Genomic DNA, 23,152 nt, shown 5'->3' with positions numbered 1-23,152 from the left:
TCAGTTCCGATTTGCGGCAGTTTGCGGCATATCGGCCTCAGCGCCTAATTGGCGTACGGCGATGTAGCGTTCACTGCGACGCGTGCGGTCCATGACCTGCCCCACCAACTGACCACAGGCGGCGTCGATATCCTCGCCACGGGTAGTGCGCACGGTCACGTTGAAGCCGGCCTGGTGCAGGTGATCCTGGAAACGACGGATGGCGTTGTTGCTCGGCCGCTCGTAACCGGAATGAGGGAACGGGTTGAACGGAATCAGGTTGATCTTGCACGGTACGTTCTTGAGCAGCTCGACCATTTCGATGGCATGGTCGAGCTGATCGTTGACGTCCTTGAGCAAGGTGTACTCGATGGTCAGCACACGCTTTTCGCCCAATTGCGACATGTAGCGCTGGCACGACTCGAGCAGCATCTTGAGCGGGTACTTCTTGTTGATCGGTACCAGCTGGTTGCGCAGTGCGTCGTTGGGCGCATGCAGCGACAGGGCCAGGGACACGTCGATGTGATCGGCGAGCACGTCGATCATCGGCACGACACCCGAGGTCGACAGGGTGACACGGCGTTTGGAGATGCCATAGCCCAGGTCATCCATCATCAGGCGCATGGCCGAGATGACGTTGTCGAAGTTCAGCAGCGGCTCGCCCATGCCCATCATCACCACGTTGGTGATGGCACGGTCGACGGTCGCCGGGACGCTGCCGAAGGATTTGTTGGCAATCCACACCTGACCGATGACTTCGGCGGCGGTGAGGTTGCTGTTGAAGCCTTGTTTGCCGGTGGAGCAGAAACTGCAGTCCAGGGCACAGCCCGCCTGGGACGAAACACACAAGGTGCCGCGCTTGCCCTGGGGGATGTAGACGGTCTCGACGCAGCTGCCGGACGCCACGCGCACCACCCATTTGCGGGTGCCGTCGGTGGAGATGTCCTCGCTGACCACTTCGGGGCCGCGGATCTCGGCACAGGCCTTGAGCTTTTCGCGCAGGGCCTTGCCGACGTTGGTCATGGCATCGAAATCGTCCACGCCAAAATGGTGAATCCACTTCATGACCTGACCGGCACGAAAGCGCTTCTCCCCGATCGAGTCGAAGAACTGTTCCATTTCCGGTTGAGTCAGCCCCAACAGGTTCGTCTTGCCAGTCATATCAGTCATGGATTCACCTTCACTCGTGAGCCGTAGCTTAGCGAGTGGTTACTTCGGTAGTAGCGAAGAAGTATGCGATTTCGCGAGCAGCAGCGGCTTCGGAGTCCGAACCATGAACGGCGTTGGCGTCGATCGACTCGGCGAAGTCGGCGCGGATGGTACCGGCAGCGGCTTCTTTAGGGTTGGTGGCACCCATCAGCTCGCGGTTCAGGGCGATGGCGTTTTCGCCTTCCAGAACCTGAACGACAACCGGGCCGGAAGTCATGAAGGCAACCAGTTCACCGAAGAAGCCACGAGCGCTGTGCTCGGCGTAGAAGCCTTCGGCCTCGGCCTTGGACAGTTGCTTGAGTTTCGAGGCAACGACGCGCAGACCGGCTTTTTCGAAACGGGTGGTGATCTCGCCGATGACGTTCTTGGCGACAGCGTCGGGCTTGATGATGGAGAAAGTACGTTGAACAGCCATGTGAAACTCCAGAAACGGTGATTGAAGCGAAAAATTAAACCCGCGAATTATACGCGGGTTCCGGGGTATTGCCTAACCTGCAAATCGATCAGTCTTTTTCGGCGGCCCAGAGGGTCTGCACCGCTTCGAGCACCTTCTCGCCGACGCGACCGGAGGTGTCGTCGAAATCCGGCAGCGCCTTGATCATCTGCTGCAGGCGGGTGAAGCCGATCGAATACGGGTCCAGATCCGGGTGCTGCTCTTCCAGCTCCTCGGCGATGCGCTGTACATCATTCCAACCATAGCTCATGACAACCCCTCGGTCAGTGCGGCGCTTCGGCAGCGTGATTGAGCGAGTACTTGGGAATCTCGACGGTGATGTCCTCGGTGCCGACCTTGGCCTGGCAGCTCAGACGCGAAGTCGGCTCCAGCCCCCAGGCGCGATCGAGGAAGTCTTCTTCCAGCTCGTCGGCTTCTTCCAGCGTGTTGAAACCGGCGCGGATCACGCAGTGGCAGGTGGTGCAGGCGCAAACGCCGCCGCAGGCACTCTCGATCTCGATGTGATGATCGTGGGCGACGTCGAGCAGCGACCTGCCGGTTTCAGCCTCGACCACCATACCGTCCGGGCAATGCTCGGCGTGGGGCAGAAATGTCACCTTCGGCATCAGTTATTCCTCAATTTCATTCAGGTTGCGCCCTGACAGGGCGTCTTTCACGGCATTGTTCATGCGACGCGCGGCGAACGCATCGGTCACCTGCGACAGCAGCTTGGTCTGCTGTTCGATGGCCGGACCGTCACTGCCTTTGACCCGCGCGCGCAACTCGTCCATCTGCAGGCCGATCACCATGCGCTCCTCGTCGTCGAGCAGACGCTCGCCGTCGGCGTCCAGCGCGGCCTGTACGGCCTCGATCAGACGCTCACCGTCGACCTGGTGTTCACGCAACTGGCGAGCGACCTTGTCATCGCCGGCGTACTGGAAGGAATCGGTGAGCATCCGGGCGATCTCGCCGTCGGTCAGACCGTAGGACGGCTTGACCTGAATGCTCGCCTCGACGCCCGAACCCAGCTCGCGGGCGGACACGCTGAGCAGGCCATCGGCATCGACCTGGAAGGTGACGCGGATCTTCGCCGCACCAGCCACCATGGCAGGAATGCCGCGCAGTTCGAAACGGGCCAGGGAACGGCAGTCGCTGATCAGCTCGCGCTCACCCTGCAGCACATGCACCAGCAGGGCCGACTGGCCGTCTTTATAAGTGGTGAAATCCTGGGCACGGGCGACGGGAATGGTGGTGTTGCGCGGAATCACCTTCTCCATCAGCCCGCCCATGGTTTCCAGCCCCAGGGACAAGGGAATGACGTCGAGCAGTAGCAGTTCCCCGCCGTCACGCTTGTTGCCGGCCAGGGTATCGGCCTGGATGGCGGCACCGATAGCCACTACCTGATCCGGGTCGATGTCGGTCAGGGGCTGGCGCCCGAACAGCTCGCCCACCGCTTCACGCACACGCGGAACGCGAGTGGAACCGCCGACCATGACCACGGCGAGAATCTCGTCGATCTCGATGTTCGCGTCACGCACGGCGCGCCGGCACGCCTTGAGGCTGCGCGCGACCATGGGCTCGATCAGGGTCTGGAAAGCATCACGGGTGAGTTCCGCAGTCCAACTGCCGTACGTGATGGTGGTGCTGTGCGCCTGGCTCAATGCTTCCTTGGCAGCGCAGGCCGCCTGGAGCAATTGGCGTTGCGCACCTGGGTCGAGGTTGGCGGATACACCGGCCTGCTCGACGATCCAGCCGGCGATGGCATGGTCGAAGTCATCACCGCCCAGCGCGCTGTCGCCGCCGGTGGCCAGTACTTCGAACACACCACCGGTGAGGCGCAGGATGGAAATGTCGAATGTCCCGCCACCCAGGTCGTAGATCGCCACCAATCCTTCGGCGTGTTGATCCAGGCCATAGGCCACGGCCGCGGCGGTGGGCTCGTTGAGCAGGCGCAAGACGTTCAGACCGGCCAGACGCGCAGCGTCCTTGGTGGCCTGGCGCTGGGCATCGTCGAAATAGGCAGGCACGGTGATCACCGCCCCCACCAGCTCGCCACCCAGGGTGTCTTCGGCTCGCTGACGCAGGGCCTTGAGGATGTCGGCGGACACTTCCACCGGACTCTTCGGACCTTGTGCGGTTTCGATGAACGGCATGTGCGACTCGCCACCGACGAAGCGGTAGGGCAATTGCTCGCCCAGTTGCTTGACGTCGGTCAGGCCGCGGCCCATCAGGCGCTTGACCGAGAGCACGGTGTTGAGCGGATCGCTGGCAGCAGCGGCCTTGGCAGCCGCTCCCACTTCGATGCGGTCGGCATGATAGCGCACGGCGGACGGCAGGATGACCTGCCCGTCTGCGTCCGCCAGGGGTTCGGAGAGACCGCTGCGCAGCGCAGCGACCAGCGAATTGGTAGTGCCCAGGTCGATCCCCACGGCCAGACGACGCTGGTGTGGTTGAGGACTCTGGCCAGGTTCGGCGATCTGCAGTAGGGCCATGCTTATCAGGTCAGGAATTCAGGCGTGCGGCCGTAGCGACACTGGGTTAATCGTCGAGGCGCTCTTCGAGCTGGCGCACTTCATAGGAAAGCTTGTCGAGGAACTGCATGCGCCGCATCAGGCGTTCGGCCTGTTCGCGTTGTGCAGCGTCATCCCAACAGGCAGCGAAGCTGTCTTCGAGTTCAGCCTGCGCGGTCTTGACCCGCCGCTTGAACGTTGCCACGCCCGCCAGGTCGGCGCTGTCCTGCAGGTCTTCGAGCTCTTCGCGCCACTGCATCTGCTGCAGAAGAAAGTCCGGATCGTGAACCGTGACTTCCTGCGGTACTTCCTGGCCACTGATGGACAGCAAATAGCGCGCACGCTTGGGCGCGGCCTTCAAGGTCTGGTAGGCGTCGTTCAGGCCCGCAGACTTTTCGAGGGCCTGGCGCTGCTCACGCTCGGAGGCATCGGCAAAGCGATCGGGATGGACCTCACGGGCCAACTCGCGATAGCGCGTGGCCAGTTGATCGAGGTCCAGGCGAAAGCCGGGCTTGAGGTCGAACAGGGCGAAATGACAAGGAGTACCCACGGATGTGCCTCAGATATTGAAGCTTTCGCCGCAGCCACATTCGCCGCGCACGTTGGGGTTGTTGAACTTGAAGCCTTCGTTCAACCCTTCCTTGACAAAATCGAGTTCGGTGCCGTCCAGGTAGACCAGGCTCTTGGGATCGATGATCACCTTGACGCCATGGTTCTCGAAGACCTTGTCTTCGCTACCGGCTTCATCGACGAACTCCAGCACGTAGGCCAGGCCCGAGCAACCGGTGGTGCGTACGCCCAAGCGAATGCCGTCACCCTTGCCACGCCCCTGGAGGGAACGACGAACATGGTTGGCGGCGGCTTCTGTCATGCTGATAGCCATCGTGACTCCTTACCTGCAAACGGTTTCGCGCGAGCGGTCACCCGCACCGCGCTGTATCGAACCTTCGACTGTGTCCAGCTTCGCTCTGACTCAGAGCAGACCTTTCTTCTGCTTGTAGTCGCGCACGGCCGCCTTGATGGCGTCCTCGGCGAGCACCGAGCAGTGAATCTTCACCGGCGGCAACGCCAGTTCTTCGGCCAGCTGGGTATTCTTGATGGTTTCGGCTTCGTCCAGGGTCTTGCCCTTCATCCACTCGGTGGCGAGGGAGCTGGAAGCGATGGCCGAACCGCAGCCGTAGGTCTTGAACTTGGCATCTTCGATGATGCCCTGCTCGTTGACACGGATCTGCAGACGCATCACATCGCCGCACGCCGGAGCGCCGACCATGCCGGTGCCGACGTCGGCATCTTCGGCGTCCATCTTGCCCACGTTACGTGGGTTTTCGTAGTGGTCGATGACCTTTTCACTGTAAGCCATGGTATTGATCCTTACTGAAACTCATCAGGTAAGCCGCTCTTGTCGGCAGCTACTTAGTGCGCCGCCCACTCGATCTTCGAGATATCGACACCGTCTTTGTACATGTCCCACAGCGGCGACAGAGCGCGCAGCTTGGTGACGGCCTCGCAGACTTTCTGCGCGGCGTAATCGACTTCCTCTTCGGTGGTGAAGCGACCGAAGGTGAAACGAATGGAGCTGTGGGCCAACTCGTCGTTGCGGCCCAAGGCGCGCAGTACATACGAGGGCTCGAGCGAGGCCGAGGTGCACGCCGAACCGGAAGACACTGCAAGGTCCTTGAGGGCCATGATCAGCGACTCGCCTTCGACATAGTTGAAGGACAGGTTCAGGTTGTGCGGTACACGGGCCGTCAGACTGCCGTTGACGTACAGCTCTTCGAGGTTCTCGACCTGCTGGTAGAAGCGATCGCTCAGCGCCTTGATGCGCAGGTTTTCGCTGGCCATGGTTTCCTTGGCGATGCGGAAGGCTTCGCCCATGCCGACGATCTGGTGCGTGGCCAGGGTGCCCGAACGCATGCCGCGCTCGTGACCGCCGCCGTGCATGGCCGCTTCGAGGCGAACACGCGGCTTGCGGCTGACGTACAGCGCGCCGATACCCTTGGGACCGTAGGTCTTGTGCGCCGAGAACGACATCAGGTCGACCTTTAGTGCCGACAGGTCGATCTCGACCTTGCCGGTGGACTGGGCGGCATCGACGTGGAACAGCACGCCGCGCGAGCGAGTCAGCTCGCCGATGGCAGCGATGTCGTTGATCACGCCGATTTCGTTGTTCACATGGATGACCGAGACCAGGATGGTGTCGTCACGCATGGCCGCTTCGATCATGGCCGGAGTGACCAGACCGTCGGTGCCGGGCTCCAGATAGGTGACGTCGAAACCTTCACGCTCGAGCTGGCGGGTGGTATCCAGGACCGCCTTGTGCTCGATCTTGGTGGTGATGATGTGCTTGCCCTTGGTCTGGTAGAAGTGCGCCACACCCTTGATCGCCAGGTTGTCGGACTCGGTGGCACCGCTGGTCCAGACGATCTCGCGCGGGTCGGCACCGACCAGGTCGGCCACTTGGCGACGGGCGTTCTCGACAGCTTCTTCAGCTTTCCAGCCGAACACGTGCGAACGGGAAGCCGGGTTACCGAAGTTCCCGTCCATCTGCAGGCATTCGATCATCTTCTGTGCAACACGAGGATCCACTGGCGTGGTCGCGGAGTAATCGAGGTAAATCGGCAACTTCATTGGTATCTCCTATCAGGCGGCTAACCTGGCTTTCTCATTCGACGGCAGACGTTTCGATCTTGTCCAGGCGCTGCATGCGGCCGTTGCTATTGCAACGACGCAGATCCTGGCGCTGAGCGACTTCTTGCACCTCACGGCGAGTGACAAGGTCGGACAGACTGATACCGCTCAAAAATTCGTGAATCTGCTGGCTGAGGTCACACCACAGGTGGTGGGTCAGGCAGGTGTCACCGGCGTGGCAATCACCCAGGCCCTGGCACTTGGTGGCATCGACCGATTCGTTGACCGCGTCGATGACCTGTGCAACCTGGATGCCTTCCATTTCACGGGACAGCTGATAACCACCGCCGGGACCACGCACGCTGGACACCAGGTTGCCCCGGCGCAGCTTGGCGAACAGTTGCTCCAGGTAGGACAGGGATATGCCCTGGCGCTCGGAGATGTCGGCCAATGAGACCGGGCCACGCTGCGCGTGCAATGCCAGGTCGAGCATGGCAGTGACGGCGTATCGGCCTTTCGTTGTCAGTCGCATGGCTAGTACCACGGGTTCTCGGAATAGGTTCGATCATCCTATTTCCGAGTAAATTTGTCAACTATAAGTCCTACTGATTTACTAGGACTTGAGCGCAAAAACGGCGGCGCAATGGTAGCAGACTAATGATGCCGATTGGGGCCTGTGTGACGGCGCGGATCAGGACTGCGCCTTGCGCTCCGCGCCTTGCACGCATTCGAAGTCTTCGTCGCGCAAGGGCGGCAGGTCCTTGGCGCAGTAGTCGCTGCCCAGGCGGTTCAGCGCGCCACACATCCCTTCCAGACGCCCGTCCACCGCATGCAGATGATCAAGCAGTTGGCCAATGGCCCGCGCCACCGGGTCGGGCATGTCCTCGCCGCCGACGCCATAGGCATCGAAACCGATCTTCTCGGCCATGGCCTTGCGCCGCGCGTCCAGCTGGTCATCGCTTTTGACGATGATCTTGCCGGGTATCCCGACCACGGTCGCGCCGGGCGGCACTTCCTTGGTCACCACCGCGTTGGAGCCGACCTTGGCCCCGGCACCCACCGTGAACGGCCCGAGCACCTTGGCGCCCGCCCCCACCACCACGCCATCGGCCAGGGTCGGATGGCGCTTGCCCTTGTTCCAGCTGGTACCACCCAAGGTCACGCCCTGGTAGATCGTCACGTCGTCACCGATCTCGGCCGTCTCGCCGATCACGATGCCCATGCCGTGGTCGATGAAGAACCGTCGCCCCACCGTCGCACCGGGATGGATCTCGATGCCCGTCATCCAGCGACCGAAGTTGGACACCACCCGCGCCAGCCACTTCAGGTCGCGCTTCCACAAGGCATGGGCGGCCCGATGCAGCCAGATGGCGTGCATGCCCGGGTAGCAGGTCAACACCTCGAACGCATTGCGCGCGGCCGGATCGCGATGAAAAACACTCTGGATATCTTCCCGCAGACGTTCGAACATTTATTGATCCTTGCGCTTATGCGGCTCGCCCCGAGCGACCTTTTGGGTCTCGGTGAGAATGCCGCGCAAAATACTCATTTCCGACTTGTTCACGGCGCTGCGCCCGAACAGGCGGCGCAGGCGAGCCATCAGGTGCCGTGGCTTTTCCGGGTCGAGAAAGGCGATGTCGACCAGGGTGTCCTGCAGATGGCCATAGAAGCGCTCCATCTCGTCGCTGGTGGCCAGCTCCTCGGTCTTGTCCAGCGTTGGCGCCGGACGCTTGCCCGCCAGCCAGGCCATGCGCACTTCATACCCGAGCACCTGCACCGCCGCCGCCAGATTCAACGAACTGAAATCCGGATTGGACGGGATGTGCACATGGAAATGACAGCGCTGCAGCTCATCGTTGGTCAAGCCCGCGTGCTCGCGACCGAACACCAGCGCGATCTCCTTGCCCTGCCCGGCCTCCTCGATGACCTTCTCGCCACACTCTCGGGGATCCACCAGCGGCCACGGCAGGCTGCGGTCGCGGGCGCTGGTGCCCAGCACCACGGTGCAGCCCACCAGCGCCTCTTCCAGGGTGGCGACCACCTGGGCGTTCTCCAGCACGTCGCTGGCGCCCGATGCGCGGGCGTCGGCTTCGGGCGACGGGAACTCGCGGGGCTCAACCAGGACCAGCCGCGACAACCCCATGTTTTTCATGGCGCGCGCCGCGCCACCGATGTTGCCGGGATGGCTGGTGTTGACCAGGACGACTCGGATGTTATCCAGCACGGCTAGGGCTCTGTGTCGGGGAAAGGGCGGCAAATATTACAGAAGGCCTATAACTAAGGCTATGTCCCTCTTCTTGTCCACGACTTTTCTGCTAGAATGCGCGGCTTTCTTTAACGACCTTAGGTGAAACGTCCATGCAGCCCATGCTGAATATCGCGCTGCGCGCCGCCCGCAGCGCCAGTGAATTGATCTTCCGCTCCATCGAGCGCCTGGATACCATCAAGGTCGACGAGAAAGATGCCAAGGACTACGTGTCCGAAGTCGATCGCGCTGCCGAACAGAAAATCATCGACGCCCTGCGCAAGGCCTACCCGACCCACGGCATCCGTGGCGAAGAGACCGGTTTCCATGCCGGCAGCGGTGAAGGCGAAGACTACCTCTGGATCATCGACCCACTGGACGGCACCACCAACTTCCTGCGCGGCGTACCGCACTTCGCCGTCAGCATCGCGTGCAAGTACCGTGGTCGCCTGGAACACGCCGTCGTGCTTGATCCTGTCCGCCAGGAAGAATTTACCGCCAGCCGTGGCCGTGGCGCCCAGCTCAATGGCCGCCGCCTGCGCGTCAGCGGTCGCACCAGCCTGGACGGCGCCCTGCTGGGCACCGGCTTCCCGTTCCGCGACAACCAGATGGACAACCTGGACAACTACCTGGGCATGTTCCGCAGCCTGGTCGGCCAGACCGCCGGCATTCGCCGCGCCGGCGCCGCCAGCCTGGATCTGGCCTACGTTGCCGCTGGCCGCTTCGATGCGTTCTGGGAGTCGGGCCTGTCGGAATGGGACATGGCCGCAGGCGTCCTGCTGATTCAGGAAGCGGGCGGTCTGGTGAGCGATTTCACCGGAGGTCACAACTTCCTGGAAAACGGCCACATCGTTGCCGGTAACACCAAGTGCTTCAAGGCAGTCCTGACTGCCATCCAGCCGCACCTGCCGGCCTCGCTCAAACGCTGAGACCTGGCACGACAAGAAAAGCACCCCACGGGGTGCTTTTTTCATGGGCGCAATTCAGCCCCCGCCCAGTCAACCTTCGCAGGCGAAAGCCAGTATCCGCCCCAGCATTTCGTCGCATCCGGCCAACTGCGCGACACTGATGAACTCATCGGGCTTGTGCCCCTGCGCCATGCTGCCGGGCCCGCACACCACGGTGGCGATGCCTGCCTGATCGAACAGCCCGCCTTCGGTACCGAAGGCCACCGTGGAAAACGCCTGGGAACCGCTGAACCGCGCGATCAAGCGGGCGGCCTCGCTGGCATGGCTGACGTCCAGGCCCGGGTAGCTGGACAGCTCGCTGAACCGAATTGCACTCTGACCACTGATCGCCTGCATGGCCGGCAGCAGCGTGTGCTCGGCGTAGCGTTGCAGGGCCTGGGTCAGCTGTCGCGGGTCTTCGGCAGGCAGCGAGCGCACTTCGAAATCGAAACGGCAGTGCTGCGCAACGATGTTGAGCGCGGTACCGCCAGCGATCACTCCCACCTGCACCGTGGAAAACGGCGGATCGAAGCGCTCGTTGCGGGCAGCCGGTGCCTGCAGCGCATCGCCCAGCCGACCCAGCTCGGCAATCAGCCGCGCGGCATATTCGATGGCATTGACCCCGCTCGGCGCGTGGGCCGAATGGCAGGCCAGGCCCTGCACCTCGCAGCGCATCGCCAGTTTGCCTTTGTGGCCGAGCACCGGCGCCAACTCGGTCGGCTCGCCGATCACGCACAACATCGGCTGCACCGGCTTGCCCCGCAGGGCCTCGAGCAGCGAGCGCACGCCCAGGCAACCGACCTCTTCATCGTAGGACAAGGCAATGTGCACCGGCCGACGCAGGGGCGCCTGCACCAGGGCGGGCACCTGTGCCAGTACGCAGGCGATGTAGCCTTTCATGTCTGCCGTGCCGCGGCCGTACAGCTTGCCGTCCGCTTCGCTCAACTGAAACGCAGGATACGTCCAGGCCTGGCCGTCCACCGGCACCACGTCGGTATGACCCGACAGGACGATGCCCGGCACATCGGCCGGGCCGATGCTGGCGAACAGATTGGCCTTGCTGCCGTCCTCGTTGTAGATCAGCTCGCTGCTCACGCCATGCCCGGTCAGGTAGTCGCGAACGAACTCGATCAGGGCAAGGTTGGATTCGCGGCTGGTGGTATCGAAGGCCACCAAGTGCGCCAGCAGCTCACGGCTGGCGCTCATCGCTCGTCTCCGGGCACGCCATAGCCCGGTGCTACCGCCGGATTCAGGGCACGGTCGATGTAGTCTTGCATCTGCGGTCGATAGGCCTGCCACAATCCCTGCAACTCGCCCACGGGGTCATGCTCGGCCCAGTCAACGCGCAGATCGACGATAGGCCACGGTAGCTCGCCCACGACCTTCAGCGCCGCCGAGTGCACCGGCCCGGCTTCGCCGCCCGCGGCCAGGCCGGCGAGCAGGGCGTGCAGCAGACGCTCGGCAAGATGCCCGGAGGCGTTTTCGAACGCCTCGACCACGGCGTCGACCACCGCAATGTCGGCCAGCATGTTGCCGGCGGCCACGCACTGCTCACCGCTGCGCGCGTGATGAATACCCAAGGTCTGGCTCCCACTGGCGTGGGCGCTGCGGCCTTGCGCATCGATGGCGATGATCTGGCGATACGCACCGAAGCCGTCGCGGTCCAGCACCTCTTGCAACGCCTGGTCAGGCGACACCTGCCGTTCCAGTTGCGCCAGTGTCTGCGGGCCGAGGGCTGGCAGCGTGATGTTCTGCGACGACACCGCGCCCACACCGGCCACAAGCCACGGGCAGCGAGCACCCACGGCGATGCTCGACGAACTGATGGCGATGCCCAACTGGCCGGTTTTGGCGCAGCGCGCTGCGATGGAAAAGGTCATGGCAGAGAACTCCTCAGTCCGGAATGACGGCGATCACGTCGATTTCCATCAGCCACTGCGGCTGGCCCAGGGCCGAGACCACCAGCCCCGTGGAGATCGGAAAGACACCTTTGAGCCAACGGCCAACGACGTGATAGACCGGCTCGCGATAACGCGGATCGATGATGTAGGTGGTGGTCTTGACGATGTGCGACAGGTCACTGCCCGCCTCTTCCAGCAACTGCTTGACGTTTTTCATGGCCTGCTCGGCCTGCGCCGCAGGGTCGCCCAGGCCGACCAGGTTGCCGTCGAAATCGGTGCCCACCTGACCGCGCACGTAAACGGTATTGCCGGCGCGCACCGCCTGGCACAAATCATTGTCCAGGCTCTGATTGGGGTAGGTGTCCTTGGTGTTGAACATGCGGATGCGGGTATGGGTGACCATGAACGAAGCTCCTTGGCGTGCGCGTCGAGGTGACGCGACACAGTGATGATCAAGCGTTGGCGCGCAACGGCGCGGGTGTCCGGGCAGCGGTCCGGGACTCGTCATAGGCGCGGTACTTGCGCTGCGTGGCGATCTGATCGGCGACATGCTTGGCGTCGTGCCAGACGCCCCAGATAAAGGCCGAACCGCGCCGGGACAACCACGGCAGGCCGACGAAGTAGACACCCTGCTCGCTGCTCACGCCGCGCTGATGGCGTGGCTTGCCGTTGGTGTGGAAGGCGTCGACCTGCAGCCAGCTGTAGTCCTGCGAATAGCCAGTGGCCCAGATGATCGTGGACACCCCCGCCTCGGTCAGGTCCAGCGCTTGCAGAGGTTGGGCAATGCACGCCGCGTCGGCCACGCGTTCGCGGGCGGTCGGCTCCAGGGGCAGGTCCAGGCCGTTGCGCTCGGCGTAGGCGTCGGCAGCATCGAGCAGCGCCAGGTAGTTCTCGTCGCCTCGGTCCAGATTGTCGTTCAGATCCTGGGCGAAGCTGACCTTGCCGTCGGCAAAGCGCTCTGTCAGACCCACCAGCACCATGCCCGCCTGAGCCAGTCGCCGAAAGTCCACGGTATGTCCGCCGCGGGCACCGCTGACGGCGATGGTGACGTGCTCCCGACCCGCCTGCACCGTTTCACTGTCCCACAGCCCGAGCACGCCCAGCCACCAGCAGAAGTCGCGCCCACGGTAGGCGCGCGGCGGCCGATCGTGGGGACCCACCGAGAGGTAGACCTTACGCCCGGCACGCAGCAACTCCTCGGCGATCTGCACCCCGGAGGAACCGGCCCCAACCACCAGTACCGCGCCTTCGGGCAATTGTTCAGGATTGAAATAGTGCGCCGAGTGAATCTGGTGGAGGGTCGAATCCGTGGGCGCGATGGCCGGGATCACCGGCTTCTGAAACGGCCCGGTGGCCGATACCAAGTGGTTGACGCAATAGGTGCCGTCGCTGGTTTCCACGGTGAAGCCGGCGCGGCCGACATTGCGCGTGACACGCCTGACCTCGACCCCGGTCTTGATCGGCGCGTCGAACTTGCGGGCATAGGCCTCGAAATAGTCGGCCACCTGCTCCTTGCCGGCAAAACCATCGGGGTCCATGTCGAATTCCAGACCCGGGAACCGATCGTGCCAGGCCGGGCCGTTGGCCACCAGCGAGTCCCAGCGGCCCGAGCGCCAGGCTTCGGCGATACGATGCCGCTCCAGCACTAGATGAGGGATACCCAGACGGCTCAGGTGCTCGCTCATGGCCACGCCGGCCTGGCCGGCGCCTACGACCAGAGTGTCTATTTCGGTGATCTGTTGGTTCATCTTGGCATCCTTCGACAGGCCGTCGGTGGCCAGTCGCTGTCTTCATGAAAATTCGAAAGCCGGGCGCACGGCGTCCTGCGGCGCCCGCGAGGCTGTGTGCAAAGCTTCAATCCGTCGGGCGCTCGGTTGCGCTCAGTCCACCAGCGAAGGGTCCGCCTGGATCATCAGGTGCTTCATTTCTTCGAAATGGCGCTGGGAAAAATCGGTGATCTTCTCCCAGTCCCGTGCGGTCTTTTCCGCCACGTCATCGGCGAGCAGCTTGAGCGGCTGGCCGGTCGACCAGGCCGTCACCAGAATCTGGCAGGCCCGCTCCAAGGTCCAGATGTCATCGAAGGCTTCGCCCACCGTGGCGGCGGTGACGATGACGCCGTGGTTGCCCATCAGCAGCCGGCGCTTGTCCTGCAGCAGGTTGGCCAGGCGGGCACCCTCGGCGCTGGTATCAGCCATGCCACCATAGAGTTCGTCCACCGCCACACGGTTGAAATAACGCGCCGTGTTCTGGTCGACCGGCAGAATCTTCGGTTGCGCAAGGCAGGCCACGGCCGTGGTGTAGACCGGGTGCAGGTGCAGCACCACACGGGCATCGGGCAGGCGCTGGTGAACCTGGCCGTGGATCGACCACGCCGTGGCGTCCACGTCCGGGCGGTGCGCGGCGTCGGTGTCGTCGGCATCGAGCAGCAACAGATCACTGGCCCGCAGCCGCGAGAAATGCACCCACTTGGGGTTGAGCAGAAACTGCTTGCCGTCGGCGCTGATGGCAGCGCTGAAATGGTTGGCGACCGCCTCGTGCATGCCCAGGTGGGCGATGATGCGGAACGTTGCGGCCAGGTCGATGCGCGTCTGTTCTTCGAAACTCAGGGCCATGCTCTGGGCACTCCATTGAAACGTACCCGCCAGGATCGACGGGTACTGTCGGCTGATGTCGAGGCGCGATATCAGGGCTTGGGCATCAAGGCGGCGATGTCATCGGCGGTCGGCGCCTGGAACTTGTACTTGTCCAGCAGCGCCGCGTATTCAGGGGTCTTGCTGTACTTCTCCAGGCCCTGGATCAGCGCGTTGCGGACCTCGTCGTTGCCTTTCTTCACACCGAAGCCGTTGAGCACTGGGTAGATCAAGGTCTGCGAGGAAATCACCACGCGATCGCCCAGCTTGTCGACCACCCCGCGAGCGACCGCCGCGTCGGTGATCTGCGCTTCTACCGCGTGGGCGAGCATAGCCTGGGTGGTTTGCGGGTCGGTGCCGTACTCACTGATGGCGATCGGCTGCAGACCGTTCTTCACGCAGTACTCGGCGGACAGCTTCTGCAACTGCTGCAACCAGGAGGTGGCGCCCATGGAGCCGATCTTGTGCCCGCAGAACTCTTCCGGCGTCTTGGGCTGATAGGCGCTGCCCTTGACCGCGAGGATCGACTCACCGCTTTTCAGGTAAGGGACCATGTCGATCACCTTCATGCGGTCGGCGGTGATGTACATCGACGAGTTGGTGATATCGAACCGTCCGGCCTGAAGCCCGCTGATCAGGTTGGGAAAGCGGGTGTCGATGTTTTCCGCAGTCATGCCCATGACCTTGGCGAGACCGTCGAGGAACTCGATATCGAAGCCGGCGGGCTTGTTCTTCTCCATGTATTCGTAAGGGAAGAACGTCATGTCGGACCCGGCGACGATCTTGCCGGGCTGCTGGAACGCCGAAGCGCTCAACGAACTGGCAGCCAGGATGGCGCCGAACACGGCCATGGCGACGGGGCGGGCTTTCAGGCTTGGCAACTTCATGGGGTATTCCTCGCAGTCAATGGATTCAGGCTGTTGCCAGGTCGGTACCGGCTTGCTGGACGAAAAACGATGCACCCTTGGGTTTCTGCGGCAGGCGAACATGGTTCTCGGTGCTGCGGATCAAGCCGCTTTCGCACCCGGCCACCAAGCGTCCGGCGTGCTCACTGGGCAGCGGGTTGTCGGCCAGTGGCAGAGCGTCCTCGGCGGCGTACACGCTGATGAACAACGTCCGCGGATCTTCGGTGTGGTTGGGGCTCGAAGCATGCAGCAGGCGGGTGTGCATGAAGCACACCGAGCCCGGCGGGCCGAAGCAGGCCACCGGCGCCTGGCAGTGCTCCTCGACCACGGCATCGGCCACCGCGCCGGTGAAACGCTCGTCGTGCCAGTGCGACCACAGCGGGCCTTTGTGGCTACCGGGTATCACCTTGAGCGGACCGTTCTGGGCGGTCACTTCGCTGACCATCAACAGCGCCGTTACCAGGTCGTCGTTGCTGTGCGGAGTGAAGAGGAAATCCTGATGCCATTTCACCTGGGTCGCGGTGTGCGGCAGCTTGGAGTTGATCTTGCTGTGATGAAAACGAGTGCCGCTCCCGCCGATCAACTGGCCGGCGATTTCGGCCATACGCGATTCGAACGCCGTCTGGCGATACGCTAGCGAAATCTCGGTGGGCGACGCTACCCGGCGCAGGGAAGGATGGTCGGCACGGTGATCGCTTTCCACATCGAAACGTGCGCGACCATCCAGGGTTTCACCCCAGGCCTGAGCCTGGCTGCGGCTGTCCTGCACCCATTGATCGAAATCATGCTGCAGCGCCGCCACTTCAGGCGCCGCCAGCACATCCTCGACCACCAGAAAGCCATCCTGGTGAAACTGGTCTATCTGCCATTGCTCGATCATGTTCTCTCCTCGCACCGGTAGGGTTGGCTTCAGGCCAACGAGACATCTTTCAGGAACGCTTCCACTCGCGGGTTGTGACCGCCACGCAGCGCCTGCGGGCTGTCGTCGCAGACCACTCGCCCCTTCTCCATGAAGACGATGCGATCGGAAACCTTGAAGGCAAAATTCATTTCGTGAGTCACGATGACCATGGTGATGCCCTCGCTGGCCAGGGCCTCGATGACCTGCAGCACCTCGTTGACCTTCTCCGGATCGAGCGCCGAGGTGGGCTCGTCGAACAGCATGATCTGCGGGCGCATCATCAGTGCCCGGGCGATCGCCACGCGCTGCTGCTGGCCGCCGGACAACTGATGCGGGTATTTCCAGGCGTGGTCGAGCATGCCGACCTTGTGCAGCAGGGCGTAGGCCTGTTGCTTGAGTTCGGCCAGGGGCGCCAGACGGTGATAACGCGGCGCCATCAGCAGGTTGTTCAGCACGGTCATGTGCGGGAACAGATTGAAGCTCTGGAACACCATGCCGATGTTCATGCGGTGCTCGGCGTGCTCCACATAACGCGGCGGTTGCGCACCCTGCCGGTTCAGATGAATGAACGGCTTGCCGTTGATCTTGATGTCGCCGTTGTCGATCTGCTCCAGGCCATTGAGCAAACGAATCAGTGTGGTCTTGCCCGAACCCGAAGGACCGATCACCGACACCACTTCACCCGGCTCGATCTGCAGGCTTACCGCACCGAGCACTTCGACGTCGTTATAGGCCTTGTGCAGCTTGGTCGCCTGCAACGCAGGACCGGTCGCGGCGCTATCGGTTCGCGTCACGGTGGCCTTGTGCTCGGTGGCCAGGCGCAGCACTTCGGCATCCGGCTGACGCGCGGCCTTGGTCTGGGTCACGTCCAGATAACGCTCCAGGCGTTTGAGCAGGAAATCGAACACGGTCACGATCAGCACATAGAAGAACGCCACCCCTGCCATGGTTTCCATGACCAGAAAGTTCTGCGAATACAGGCGCTGACCCACCATGAGGATCTCGGTCAACGAGATCACCGACACCAGCGAGCTGAGCTTGACGATGGAAATGAATTCGTTGGTGAGCGACGGCAGGGCCACCCGCAAGGCCTGGGGGATGACGATGCGCCACTGGGTGCCGGCAAAGCGCAGGCCCAGTGCTCGTGCAGCCTCGCTTTGCCCCTTGGCGATGGACAGCAGCCCGCCACGATGGATCTCTGCGACGTAGGCGGTTTCACTCAACACCAGCGCGATCAGTCCGGCCCAGAACGGATTGGCCAGCAAAGCCGACGTAGACGGCATCGCCTGTGGCAGGTTGTAGACGAATATCAGCAGGACCAGCAGCGGCAGACTGCGAAACAGCCAGATGTAACCGCGCGCCGGCAAGTTCAGCAATGGACGAGAAGATTGCTTCGCCAGCGCCAGTACGAAGCCCAGCACAATACTGATGACCCAGGTCAATACACTGAGTTGAATCACGGTCCAGGCCGCCATCCAGAACTCGGTATCGCCGAGCAGACCAAACATGTATTTCCAATCAAACGTCATCGTCGGCTCGCTTGGCAAGGTCAAGGGTGATGGGTGACTTCCTGTCGACTATGAACTTCGAACGTTGCCCGTTCTGCCCGTCTTGAACCCATCATGATTGATGCCAGGTTCCGCCGAAATTAGTAAATTCGGGCCCCTTGCATAGGAAAAACCTAAGCAGAAGTTCCTGAGGCGAACTTCGCACTCCCTATGTCTACTTGGTTAGATGCAAAGCTCAAGAACAACTGCACGGTTTTAGCGCAGCCTGTTTCCGGTCTTATGGCAGACGAGACTTTTTGGTGCGAAATGGGTTTTGCGCCTTGATTCATTGGGTGTGCCGGAATGCCGCACTTCAGAAGCTCGTTTGCAGAGCGCCGCTATTGCTGGGCGTGAAGTGCGATCAGGGTTCCGACAGTCCCGGTAGTTCAGGGTGGCCCGGGCACTGGCATGGTCTTCGCAGGCATAGGTAAAACCTATTCAGGCGGCGCAGGGCTGAACGGCGCTGGCGAGGAGCTGAACTTGATGCACTTCACCCTTCGGCAACTCAAATACTTCGTGGCGGCCGTCGAACAGGACAGCATTGCCGAAGCCTCCAGGCAGTTGCACATATCCCAGCCGTCCATCTCCGTCGCGATCAAGAATCTCGAAGAAGCCTTCAATCAACCCTTGTTCGTCCGCCATCATGCCCAAGGTGTTTCACTCACGGCCGGCGGCGGCAGGATCTATGAAAAGGCCAAGGAGTTATTGAGGCTGTCCCAGGAATTGGAACAGGATTCGCGCGCCGAGAATGGCAATGTTTCGGGCACCATTGCCATTGGCTGTTTCGAATCGGCCGCGCCGTTGTACATGCCCAAGTTGGTGGCCGGATTCAAAAGCCTGTATCCGGAAGTTGCCATTCAACTTTATGACGGCGAACAGCATGAACTGATGCACGGCCTGCACCGTGGTCGCTTCGACCTGGCCTTTCTCTACGACCTGGAACTGGGCAACACCATTCACAAACAGGCCCTCAACGCACCCCACAAGCCCTATGCCCTGCTACCGCTCGATCACCCTCTGGCGCAACGAACCTCGGTCACTTTGCAGGCCCTGAGCGAGGAGCCGATGATCCTGCTCGATGCCGTTCCCAGCCGCAGTTACTTCATGGATATCTTCACGGAGAAGGGCTATGCCCCGGTCGTTGCCTACAGCTCCCCCTCCATCGAGATGGTGCGCTGCATGGTAGGGCAAGGATTGGGATTTTCGGTGTTGGTCACGCGGCCGTGCAGCCATATGACCTATGACGGCAAGCTGCTGGCGCATCTGGAGATCGAAGACGACATGCCGGCCTCAACGCTGGTGATGGCGCACCTGCGCAACAACCAGCCGGGTCGAGCGACTCGGCTGTTCATGGAGTATTGCCGGAGTGTGGAGCTGACGCCGCCGGGACCGGCGGCGCGTGTGAGCGAGGAGGAAGCTGGAGCTTATTGCCCGGCCTGATTCTCACCAAGGATCAATTGACCCTGCTTGTTCACCGGGATCTGCGAGCCTGGGTCGCGGTCCATGCGCACTTGGCCGACCTTGCCGTCGAGCTGGTACTTCACGTTGTAGCCCACGACCTTGTCGCTGATGTCGTTGACGGTATTGCAGCGGGTCTGAGTCGTGGTGTAGGTGTCACGACCCTGCATGCCCTCCTGGACCTTGTTGCCGGCGTAGCCACCGCCAACGGCACCGGCCACGGTGGCGATCTTCTTGCCGTTGCCACCACCGACCTGATTGCCGAGCAAGCCGCCCGCCACTGCGCCCAATACACTGCCCACGATCTGATGCTGATCCTGCACCGGCTTCTGCCGAGTCACAGTGACGTCCTTGCACACTTCGCGCGGCGTCTTGATCTGCTGTTTGATCGGCTCTGCGGCCAATACGTCGGCGTACTCGGGGCCTTTGTTCACGAGGCTGTAGGTTGCAACGGCGCCTCCGGCGGTAACACCGACAGCACCCAGCACTGCACCAATCAGCAACGACTTATTCACTTTGAACCTCCTGACTACGGTCATGGCGCCAGGCCACGTTTCCCAGCCTTGGAGCATGAAAAAAGGCGCGAGTTCAATACTCGCGCCTTTCAGGCCTTGTCGCAGTTGACGTGGAACGTCTTATGGACGGTCGTCGACCTGGTCCTTGGCCACGGGAGGAATCAGATCCTCGCTGCTCAGGTTCAGCCAGATCAGTACCACGTTGGCGATGTAGATCGACGAGTAGGTACCGGCCATGACGCCGATGAACAGTGCCAGCGAGAAGCCCCACAAGTTATCGCCACCGAAGAACATCAGGGCGGCGATGGCCAGCAGGGTCGACACCGAGGTCGCCACGGTACGCAGCAGCGTCTGGGTCGTGGAAACGTTGATGTTCTCGATCAGGGACGCCTTGCGCATCACCCGGAAGTTCTCGCGAACCCGGTCGAATACCACGATGGTGTCGTTGAGCGAGTAGCCGATGATGGCCAGTACCGCCGCCAGCACTGTCAGGTCGAAAGTGATCTGGAAGAACGACAACAGGCCCACGGTGACGATCACGTCGTGAATCAGCGACAGGATGGCGCCGACCGCGAATTTCCACTGGAAGCGGAACGCCAGGTAGACGAGTACGCCGCCAAGCGCCAGCAGCATGCCGAGGCCGCCCTGGTCGCGCAGTTCTTCGCCCACCTGCGGGCCGACGAACTCGACGCGCTTGACCGTGGCCGGGTTGTCGCCACCGACCGTCTGCAGCGCCGCCGCGACCTGGTTGCCCAGTTGCGGGTCTTCACCCGGCATGCGCACCAGCAGGTCGGTGGTCGCACCGAAGTTCTGCACCACGGCGTCGTGATAGCCGGCTTTCACCAGCTCGTCACGGACCAGGCCCAGGTCGGCCGGCTTCTCGTAGGTCAGCTCGATGAGCGTACCGCCGGTGAAGTCCAGCCCGTAGTTCATGCCCTTGTGGAACATGCTGAACAACGCCAGCACGGTAAGGAGCACGGTGATGGCGAACGCAATATTGCGCACGCCCATGAAGTTGATGGTACGTAACATGGCAGCCCCTTAAATCCACAACTTCTTGAAGTCCCGACCGCCGTAGATCAGGTTGACCATTGCGCGGGTCACCATGATGGCCGTGAACATCGAGGTAAAGATCCCGAGGGACATGGTAACGGCGAAGCCCTTCACCGGGCCGGTGCCCATGGCGAAGAGAATCCCGCCGACCAGCAGCGTCGTCAGGTTGGCGTCGATGATCGCGGTGTAGGCGCGGTCGAAACCTTCGTGAATGGCGCGCTGGATGCTCATGCCATTGGCGATCTCTTCACGTATGCGCGAGAAGATCAGCACGTTGGCGTCCACCGCCATGCCCATCGTCAATACGATACCGGCGATACCCGGCAACGTCAGGGTCGCGCCCAGCAACGACATCAGCGCCAGCAGCATGACCATGTTCAAGGCCAATGCCACGGTGGCGATCACACCGAAGAAGCGGTAGATGGCGATGATGAACAGCGAGACGAACAGCATGCCCCACAGCGACGCATCGATACCCTTGGTGATGTTGTCGGCGCCCAGGCTCGGGCCGATGGTGCGTTCTTCGGCGAAGTACATCGGTGCGGCCAGACCACCGGCGCGCAGCAGCAGGGCCAGTTCGGAGGATTCACCCTGGCCGTTGAGGCCGGTGATGCGGAACTGGCTGCCCAGCGGCGACTGGATGGTCGCCAGGCTGATGATCTTCTTCTCTTCGGTGAAGGTCTGTACCGCGACGTCCTTCTCCACGCCATTGACCGTCTGCTTGACGTAGCGGGTGGTCGGGCGCTGTTCGATGAAGATCACCGCCATGCTGCGGCCGACGTTGCTGCGCGTGGCGCGGCTCATCAGGTCGCCGCCGTGGCCATCGAGCTTGATGTTCACCTGTGGCTGGCCATGTTCGTCGAAGCTGGCCTGGGCGTCGGTGACCTGGTCACCGGTGATGATCAGGCCACGCTCGACCGCCGCCGGGGCACGGTTGCCCTCGCGGAATTCGAAGGTCTCGGTGGTGGCCTTGGAATCGTCCGGGCCTGCGCCGAGGCGGAATTCCAGGTTGGCGGTCTTGCCCAGGATACGCTTGGCTTCGGCGGTGTCCTGCACGCCCGGCAGCTCGACCACGATGCGGTTGGCACCCTGACGCTGTACCAGCGGCTCGGCCACACCCAGTTCGTTGACCCGGTTACGCACCGTGGTCAGGTTCTGCTTGATCGAGTATTCGCGGATTTCCGCAACCTTGGCCTGAGTCATGGACAGGCGCAGCACCGACAACTCGTTGCGCTCGCTGGCGGTCAGGTCGAAATCGGTGAAATTCTTGCGGATCAGGGCCTGGGCCTGGTCACGGGTCGCGGTGTCGTTGAAGCCCAGCTGGATGGCACCATCCTGCTGCGGCAGGCTGCGATAGCGCACACGTTCCTTGCGCAGCAGCGTCTTGACTTCGCCCTCGTAGACTTTCATGCGGGCGTCGAGCGCCTTGTCCATGTCCACTTCGAGCAGGAAGTGCACACCACCGGACAGGTCGAGGCCCAGCTTCATCGGGCTGGCGCCCAGGCTACGCAACCACGGCGGCGTGGTCGGGGCCAGGTTCAGGGCCACCACGTAGTCGTCGCCCAGCGCCTTGCGCACGACATCCTTGGCCGGCAGTTGGTCTTCGGCCTTGGTCAGGCGCAGCAGACCGCCCTTGCCGTTTTCGGCCAAGCTTGCGGATTTGACCTGGATGCCGGCGGCGTTGAGCGCCGTGCCGACGCGATCCAGATCGGCCTGATTGACCTGCAGCGCAGTGCTCGCGCCGCTGACCTGGATGGCCGCGTCATCAGGATAGAGATTAGGTGCGGAATAAATAAAACCGATCGCCAGCACCGCCAGGATCAGTACATATTTCCACAGAGGGTATTTGTTCAGCATCACGCCGCCCGTTCAAGACGCGGGGCGCCTTGCGCGCCCCGACATGGGTAAAAGTCTGCAGCTTAGATCGCTTTGAGCGTGCCTTTGGGCAGGGTCGCGGCGATGGCGCCCTTCTGGATTTTCAGCTCGACAGTGTCGGACACTTCGATGACCACGAAGTCGTCGGTGACCTTGTTGATCTTGCCGGCAATGCCGCCGTTGGTAACGACTTCGTCACCTTTCTGCAGGTTGCCCAACAGGTTTTTCTGTTCCTTGGCACGCTTGGCCTGCGGGCGCCAGATCATCATGTAGAAGATGACCAGGAAACCGACCAGGAAAATCCACTCGAAGCCAGTGCCGGCAGGGCCAGCAGCCGGTGCAGCGGCGTCCGCGAAAGCGGCGGGGATCAAAAAGCTCATTCAACGCTCCAGTTACTTAGAAGTTATTGACTTGAA

General features: G+C 62.2%; 26 protein-coding genes. 2 read left to right on the top strand and 24 right to left on the bottom strand.

Annotated elements, in window-relative coordinates:
• The 12 genes from rlmN to trmJ form a co-directional block, all read right to left on the bottom strand.
• On the bottom strand, nt 1-1,149 hold the full coding sequence (gene rlmN, locus ASF66_RS19330) for a 23S rRNA (adenine(2503)-C(2))-methyltransferase RlmN (protein WP_056844991.1): 1,149 nt from the start codon (nt 1,147-1,149) through the stop codon (nt 1-3).
• A gap of 28 nt (nt 1,150-1,177) precedes the next feature.
• The gene (gene ndk, locus ASF66_RS19325) at nt 1,178-1,603 is read right to left on the bottom strand and encodes a nucleoside-diphosphate kinase (protein WP_043186559.1); all 426 of its coding nucleotides are present in this window, start codon (nt 1,601-1,603) and stop codon (nt 1,178-1,180) included.
• 88 nt (nt 1,604-1,691) lie between these two features.
• Complete coding sequence (gene iscX / locus ASF66_RS19320; protein ID WP_049861900.1) at nt 1,692-1,892, bottom strand: Fe-S cluster assembly protein IscX; 201 nt, start codon at nt 1,890-1,892, stop codon at nt 1,692-1,694.
• Nucleotides 1,893-1,905: 13 nt separating this feature from the next.
• Nucleotides 1,906-2,247: an ISC system 2Fe-2S type ferredoxin gene (gene fdx, locus ASF66_RS19315; RefSeq protein WP_043186555.1), complete on the bottom strand. Its 342-nt coding sequence runs from the start codon at nt 2,245-2,247 to the stop codon at nt 1,906-1,908.
• Between the two features lie 3 nt (nt 2,248-2,250).
• Complete coding sequence (hscA, locus tag ASF66_RS19310) at nt 2,251-4,113, bottom strand: Fe-S protein assembly chaperone HscA (protein ID WP_056844990.1); 1,863 nt, start codon at nt 4,111-4,113, stop codon at nt 2,251-2,253.
• A gap of 46 nt (nt 4,114-4,159) precedes the next feature.
• On the bottom strand, nt 4,160-4,681 hold the full coding sequence (gene hscB / locus ASF66_RS19305) for a co-chaperone HscB (protein ID WP_056844989.1): 522 nt from the start codon (nt 4,679-4,681) through the stop codon (nt 4,160-4,162).
• A gap of 9 nt (nt 4,682-4,690) precedes the next feature.
• On the bottom strand, nt 4,691-5,014 hold the full coding sequence (iscA, locus tag ASF66_RS19300; protein ID WP_049861896.1) for an iron-sulfur cluster assembly protein IscA: 324 nt from the start codon (nt 5,012-5,014) through the stop codon (nt 4,691-4,693).
• Nucleotides 5,015-5,104: 90 nt separating this feature from the next.
• Nucleotides 5,105-5,491 carry a Fe-S cluster assembly scaffold IscU gene (gene iscU, locus ASF66_RS19295; RefSeq protein WP_043186545.1) on the bottom strand — a complete coding sequence of 129 codons (387 nt, stop codon included), beginning with the start codon at nt 5,489-5,491 and terminating at the stop codon, nt 5,105-5,107.
• A gap of 53 nt (nt 5,492-5,544) precedes the next feature.
• Entirely contained in the window at nt 5,545-6,759 is a 1,215-nt protein-coding gene (locus tag ASF66_RS19290; protein WP_049861895.1) for an IscS subfamily cysteine desulfurase, read from the bottom strand.
• Between the two features lie 34 nt (nt 6,760-6,793).
• Nucleotides 6,794-7,291 (bottom strand): Fe-S cluster assembly transcriptional regulator IscR, encoded by a 498-nt coding sequence (gene iscR / locus ASF66_RS19285; protein ID WP_056844988.1) that lies wholly within the window; start codon nt 7,289-7,291, stop codon nt 6,794-6,796.
• Nucleotides 7,292-7,450: 159 nt separating this feature from the next.
• Nucleotides 7,451-8,230 carry a serine O-acetyltransferase gene (gene cysE / locus ASF66_RS19280; protein WP_056844987.1) on the bottom strand — a complete coding sequence of 260 codons (780 nt, stop codon included), beginning with the start codon at nt 8,228-8,230 and terminating at the stop codon, nt 7,451-7,453.
• Nucleotides 8,231-8,983: a tRNA (cytosine(32)/uridine(32)-2'-O)-methyltransferase TrmJ gene (trmJ, locus tag ASF66_RS19275; RefSeq protein ID WP_056844986.1), complete on the bottom strand. Its 753-nt coding sequence runs from the start codon at nt 8,981-8,983 to the stop codon at nt 8,231-8,233.
• Between the two features lie 134 nt (nt 8,984-9,117).
• Here trmJ and suhB point away from each other — a divergent pair, with 134 nt between their 5' ends.
• Complete coding sequence (gene suhB / locus ASF66_RS19270) at nt 9,118-9,933, top strand: type III secretion system regulator SuhB (RefSeq protein WP_049861891.1); 816 nt, start codon at nt 9,118-9,120, stop codon at nt 9,931-9,933.
• A gap of 69 nt (nt 9,934-10,002) precedes the next feature.
• Here suhB and argE read toward each other — a convergent pair whose 3' ends face one another.
• The 8 genes from argE to ASF66_RS19230 form a co-directional block, all read right to left on the bottom strand.
• Entirely contained in the window at nt 10,003-11,157 is a 1,155-nt protein-coding gene (gene argE / locus ASF66_RS19265; RefSeq protein ID WP_056844985.1) for an acetylornithine deacetylase, read from the bottom strand.
• Entirely contained in the window at nt 11,154-11,831 is a 678-nt protein-coding gene (locus ASF66_RS19260; protein WP_056844984.1) for a DUF1028 domain-containing protein, read from the bottom strand. Before ASF66_RS19260 ends, argE begins: the two co-directional genes overlap by 4 nt.
• Nucleotides 11,832-11,844: 13 nt before the next feature.
• Nucleotides 11,845-12,255, bottom strand: a complete 411-nt coding sequence (locus ASF66_RS19255) for a RidA family protein (protein ID WP_049861888.1) — start codon at nt 12,253-12,255, stop codon at nt 11,845-11,847.
• A 49-nt stretch (nt 12,256-12,304) separates the two neighbouring features.
• Nucleotides 12,305-13,600, bottom strand: coding sequence for a flavin-containing monooxygenase (locus ASF66_RS19250; protein WP_056844983.1), 1,296 nt, complete (start codon nt 13,598-13,600; stop codon nt 12,305-12,307).
• Nucleotides 13,601-13,732: 132 nt separating this feature from the next.
• Nucleotides 13,733-14,464, bottom strand: coding sequence for a class II aldolase and adducin N-terminal domain-containing protein (locus ASF66_RS19245; protein ID WP_056844982.1), 732 nt, complete (start codon nt 14,462-14,464; stop codon nt 13,733-13,735).
• Between the two features lie 71 nt (nt 14,465-14,535).
• Entirely contained in the window at nt 14,536-15,369 is an 834-nt protein-coding gene (locus ASF66_RS19240; RefSeq protein ID WP_049861884.1) for a transporter substrate-binding domain-containing protein, read from the bottom strand.
• 25 nt (nt 15,370-15,394) lie between these two features.
• A complete protein-coding gene (locus ASF66_RS19235; RefSeq protein WP_056844981.1) occupies nt 15,395-16,267 on the bottom strand; it encodes a phytanoyl-CoA dioxygenase family protein in 873 nt (290 codons plus the stop codon).
• Nucleotides 16,268-16,296: 29 nt separating this feature from the next.
• On the bottom strand, nt 16,297-17,817 hold the full coding sequence (locus ASF66_RS19230; protein ID WP_056844980.1) for an amino acid ABC transporter permease/ATP-binding protein: 1,521 nt from the start codon (nt 17,815-17,817) through the stop codon (nt 16,297-16,299).
• 498 nt (nt 17,818-18,315) lie between these two features.
• Between ASF66_RS19230 and ASF66_RS19225 the strand changes: the two genes are divergently transcribed.
• Entirely contained in the window at nt 18,316-19,275 is a 960-nt protein-coding gene (locus ASF66_RS19225; protein ID WP_156463230.1) for a LysR family transcriptional regulator, read from the top strand.
• Here ASF66_RS19225 and ASF66_RS19220 read toward each other — a convergent pair.
• The 4 genes from ASF66_RS19220 to yajC all read right to left on the bottom strand — a co-directional run bounded on the left by ASF66_RS19220 (nt 19,260) and on the right by yajC (nt 23,116).
• A complete protein-coding gene (locus ASF66_RS19220; RefSeq protein ID WP_049861881.1) occupies nt 19,260-19,808 on the bottom strand; it encodes a glycine zipper 2TM domain-containing protein in 549 nt (182 codons plus the stop codon). The two genes, ASF66_RS19225 and ASF66_RS19220, sit on opposite strands and share 16 nt — an antisense overlap.
• 120 nt (nt 19,809-19,928) lie before the next feature.
• Nucleotides 19,929-20,840: a protein translocase subunit SecF gene (gene secF / locus ASF66_RS19215; protein ID WP_043186504.1), complete on the bottom strand. Its 912-nt coding sequence runs from the start codon at nt 20,838-20,840 to the stop codon at nt 19,929-19,931.
• A gap of 9 nt (nt 20,841-20,849) precedes the next feature.
• A complete protein-coding gene (gene secD / locus ASF66_RS19210) occupies nt 20,850-22,718 on the bottom strand; it encodes a protein translocase subunit SecD (RefSeq protein ID WP_049861880.1) in 1,869 nt (622 codons plus the stop codon).
• 62 nt (nt 22,719-22,780) lie between these two features.
• On the bottom strand, nt 22,781-23,116 hold the full coding sequence (yajC, locus tag ASF66_RS19205; RefSeq protein ID WP_043186500.1) for a preprotein translocase subunit YajC: 336 nt from the start codon (nt 23,114-23,116) through the stop codon (nt 22,781-22,783).
• Between the last annotated feature and the right edge of the window lie 36 nt (nt 23,117-23,152).

Origin of the sequence: Pseudomonas sp. Leaf129 (genome assembly GCF_001423465.1) — a bacterium.
GTDB classification, from domain to species: domain Bacteria; phylum Pseudomonadota; class Gammaproteobacteria; order Pseudomonadales; family Pseudomonadaceae; genus Aquipseudomonas; species Aquipseudomonas coleopterorum.
Note: the sequence above shows the minus strand (reverse complement) of the source record. Positions and strands in the feature narration are given on the sequence as shown.

Excerpts from the sequence above, each read along its gene's own strand:
- yajC (WP_043186500.1), bottom strand. The coding sequence starts at position 23,116 with ATGAGCTTTTTGATCCCCGCCGCTTTCGCGGACGCCGCTGCACCGGCT.
- suhB (WP_049861891.1), top strand. The coding sequence starts at position 9,118 with ATGCAGCCCATGCTGAATATCGCGCTGCGCGCCGCCCGCAGCGCCAGT.
- secF (WP_043186504.1), bottom strand. The coding sequence starts at position 20,840 with ATGTTACGTACCATCAACTTCATGGGCGTGCGCAATATTGCGTTCGCC.
- ndk (WP_043186559.1), bottom strand. The coding sequence starts at position 1,603 with ATGGCTGTTCAACGTACTTTCTCCATCATCAAGCCCGACGCTGTCGCC.
- ASF66_RS19250 (WP_056844983.1), bottom strand. The coding sequence starts at position 13,600 with ATGAACCAACAGATCACCGAAATAGACACTCTGGTCGTAGGCGCCGGC.
- cysE (WP_056844987.1), bottom strand. The coding sequence starts at position 8,230 with ATGTTCGAACGTCTGCGGGAAGATATCCAGAGTGTTTTTCATCGCGAT.
- iscU (WP_043186545.1), bottom strand. The coding sequence starts at position 5,491 with ATGGCTTACAGTGAAAAGGTCATCGACCACTACGAAAACCCACGTAAC.
- ASF66_RS19235 (WP_056844981.1), bottom strand. The coding sequence starts at position 16,267 with ATGATCGAGCAATGGCAGATAGACCAGTTTCACCAGGATGGCTTTCTG.
- rlmN (WP_056844991.1), bottom strand. The coding sequence starts at position 1,149 with ATGACTGATATGACTGGCAAGACGAACCTGTTGGGGCTGACTCAACCG.
- argE (WP_056844985.1), bottom strand. The coding sequence starts at position 11,157 with ATGAGCGCCAGCCGTGAGCTGCTGGCGCACTTGGTGGCCTTCGATACC.
- ASF66_RS19255 (WP_049861888.1), bottom strand. The coding sequence starts at position 12,255 with ATGGTCACCCATACCCGCATCCGCATGTTCAACACCAAGGACACCTAC.
- ASF66_RS19240 (WP_049861884.1), bottom strand. The coding sequence starts at position 15,369 with ATGAAGTTGCCAAGCCTGAAAGCCCGCCCCGTCGCCATGGCCGTGTTC.
- ASF66_RS19245 (WP_056844982.1), bottom strand. The coding sequence starts at position 14,464 with ATGGCCCTGAGTTTCGAAGAACAGACGCGCATCGACCTGGCCGCAACG.
- ASF66_RS19260 (WP_056844984.1), bottom strand. The coding sequence starts at position 11,831 with ATGACCTTTTCCATCGCAGCGCGCTGCGCCAAAACCGGCCAGTTGGGC.
- hscA (WP_056844990.1), bottom strand. The coding sequence starts at position 4,113 with ATGGCCCTACTGCAGATCGCCGAACCTGGCCAGAGTCCTCAACCACAC.
- fdx (WP_043186555.1), bottom strand. The coding sequence starts at position 2,247 with ATGCCGAAGGTGACATTTCTGCCCCACGCCGAGCATTGCCCGGACGGT.
- iscA (WP_049861896.1), bottom strand. The coding sequence starts at position 5,014 with ATGGCTATCAGCATGACAGAAGCCGCCGCCAACCATGTTCGTCGTTCC.
- iscX (WP_049861900.1), bottom strand. The coding sequence starts at position 1,892 with ATGAGCTATGGTTGGAATGATGTACAGCGCATCGCCGAGGAGCTGGAA.
- secD (WP_049861880.1), bottom strand. The coding sequence starts at position 22,718 with ATGCTGAACAAATACCCTCTGTGGAAATATGTACTGATCCTGGCGGTG.
- ASF66_RS19290 (WP_049861895.1), bottom strand. The coding sequence starts at position 6,759 with ATGAAGTTGCCGATTTACCTCGATTACTCCGCGACCACGCCAGTGGAT.
- ASF66_RS19230 (WP_056844980.1), bottom strand. The coding sequence starts at position 17,817 with ATGACGTTTGATTGGAAATACATGTTTGGTCTGCTCGGCGATACCGAG.
- iscR (WP_056844988.1), bottom strand. The coding sequence starts at position 7,291 with ATGCGACTGACAACGAAAGGCCGATACGCCGTCACTGCCATGCTCGAC.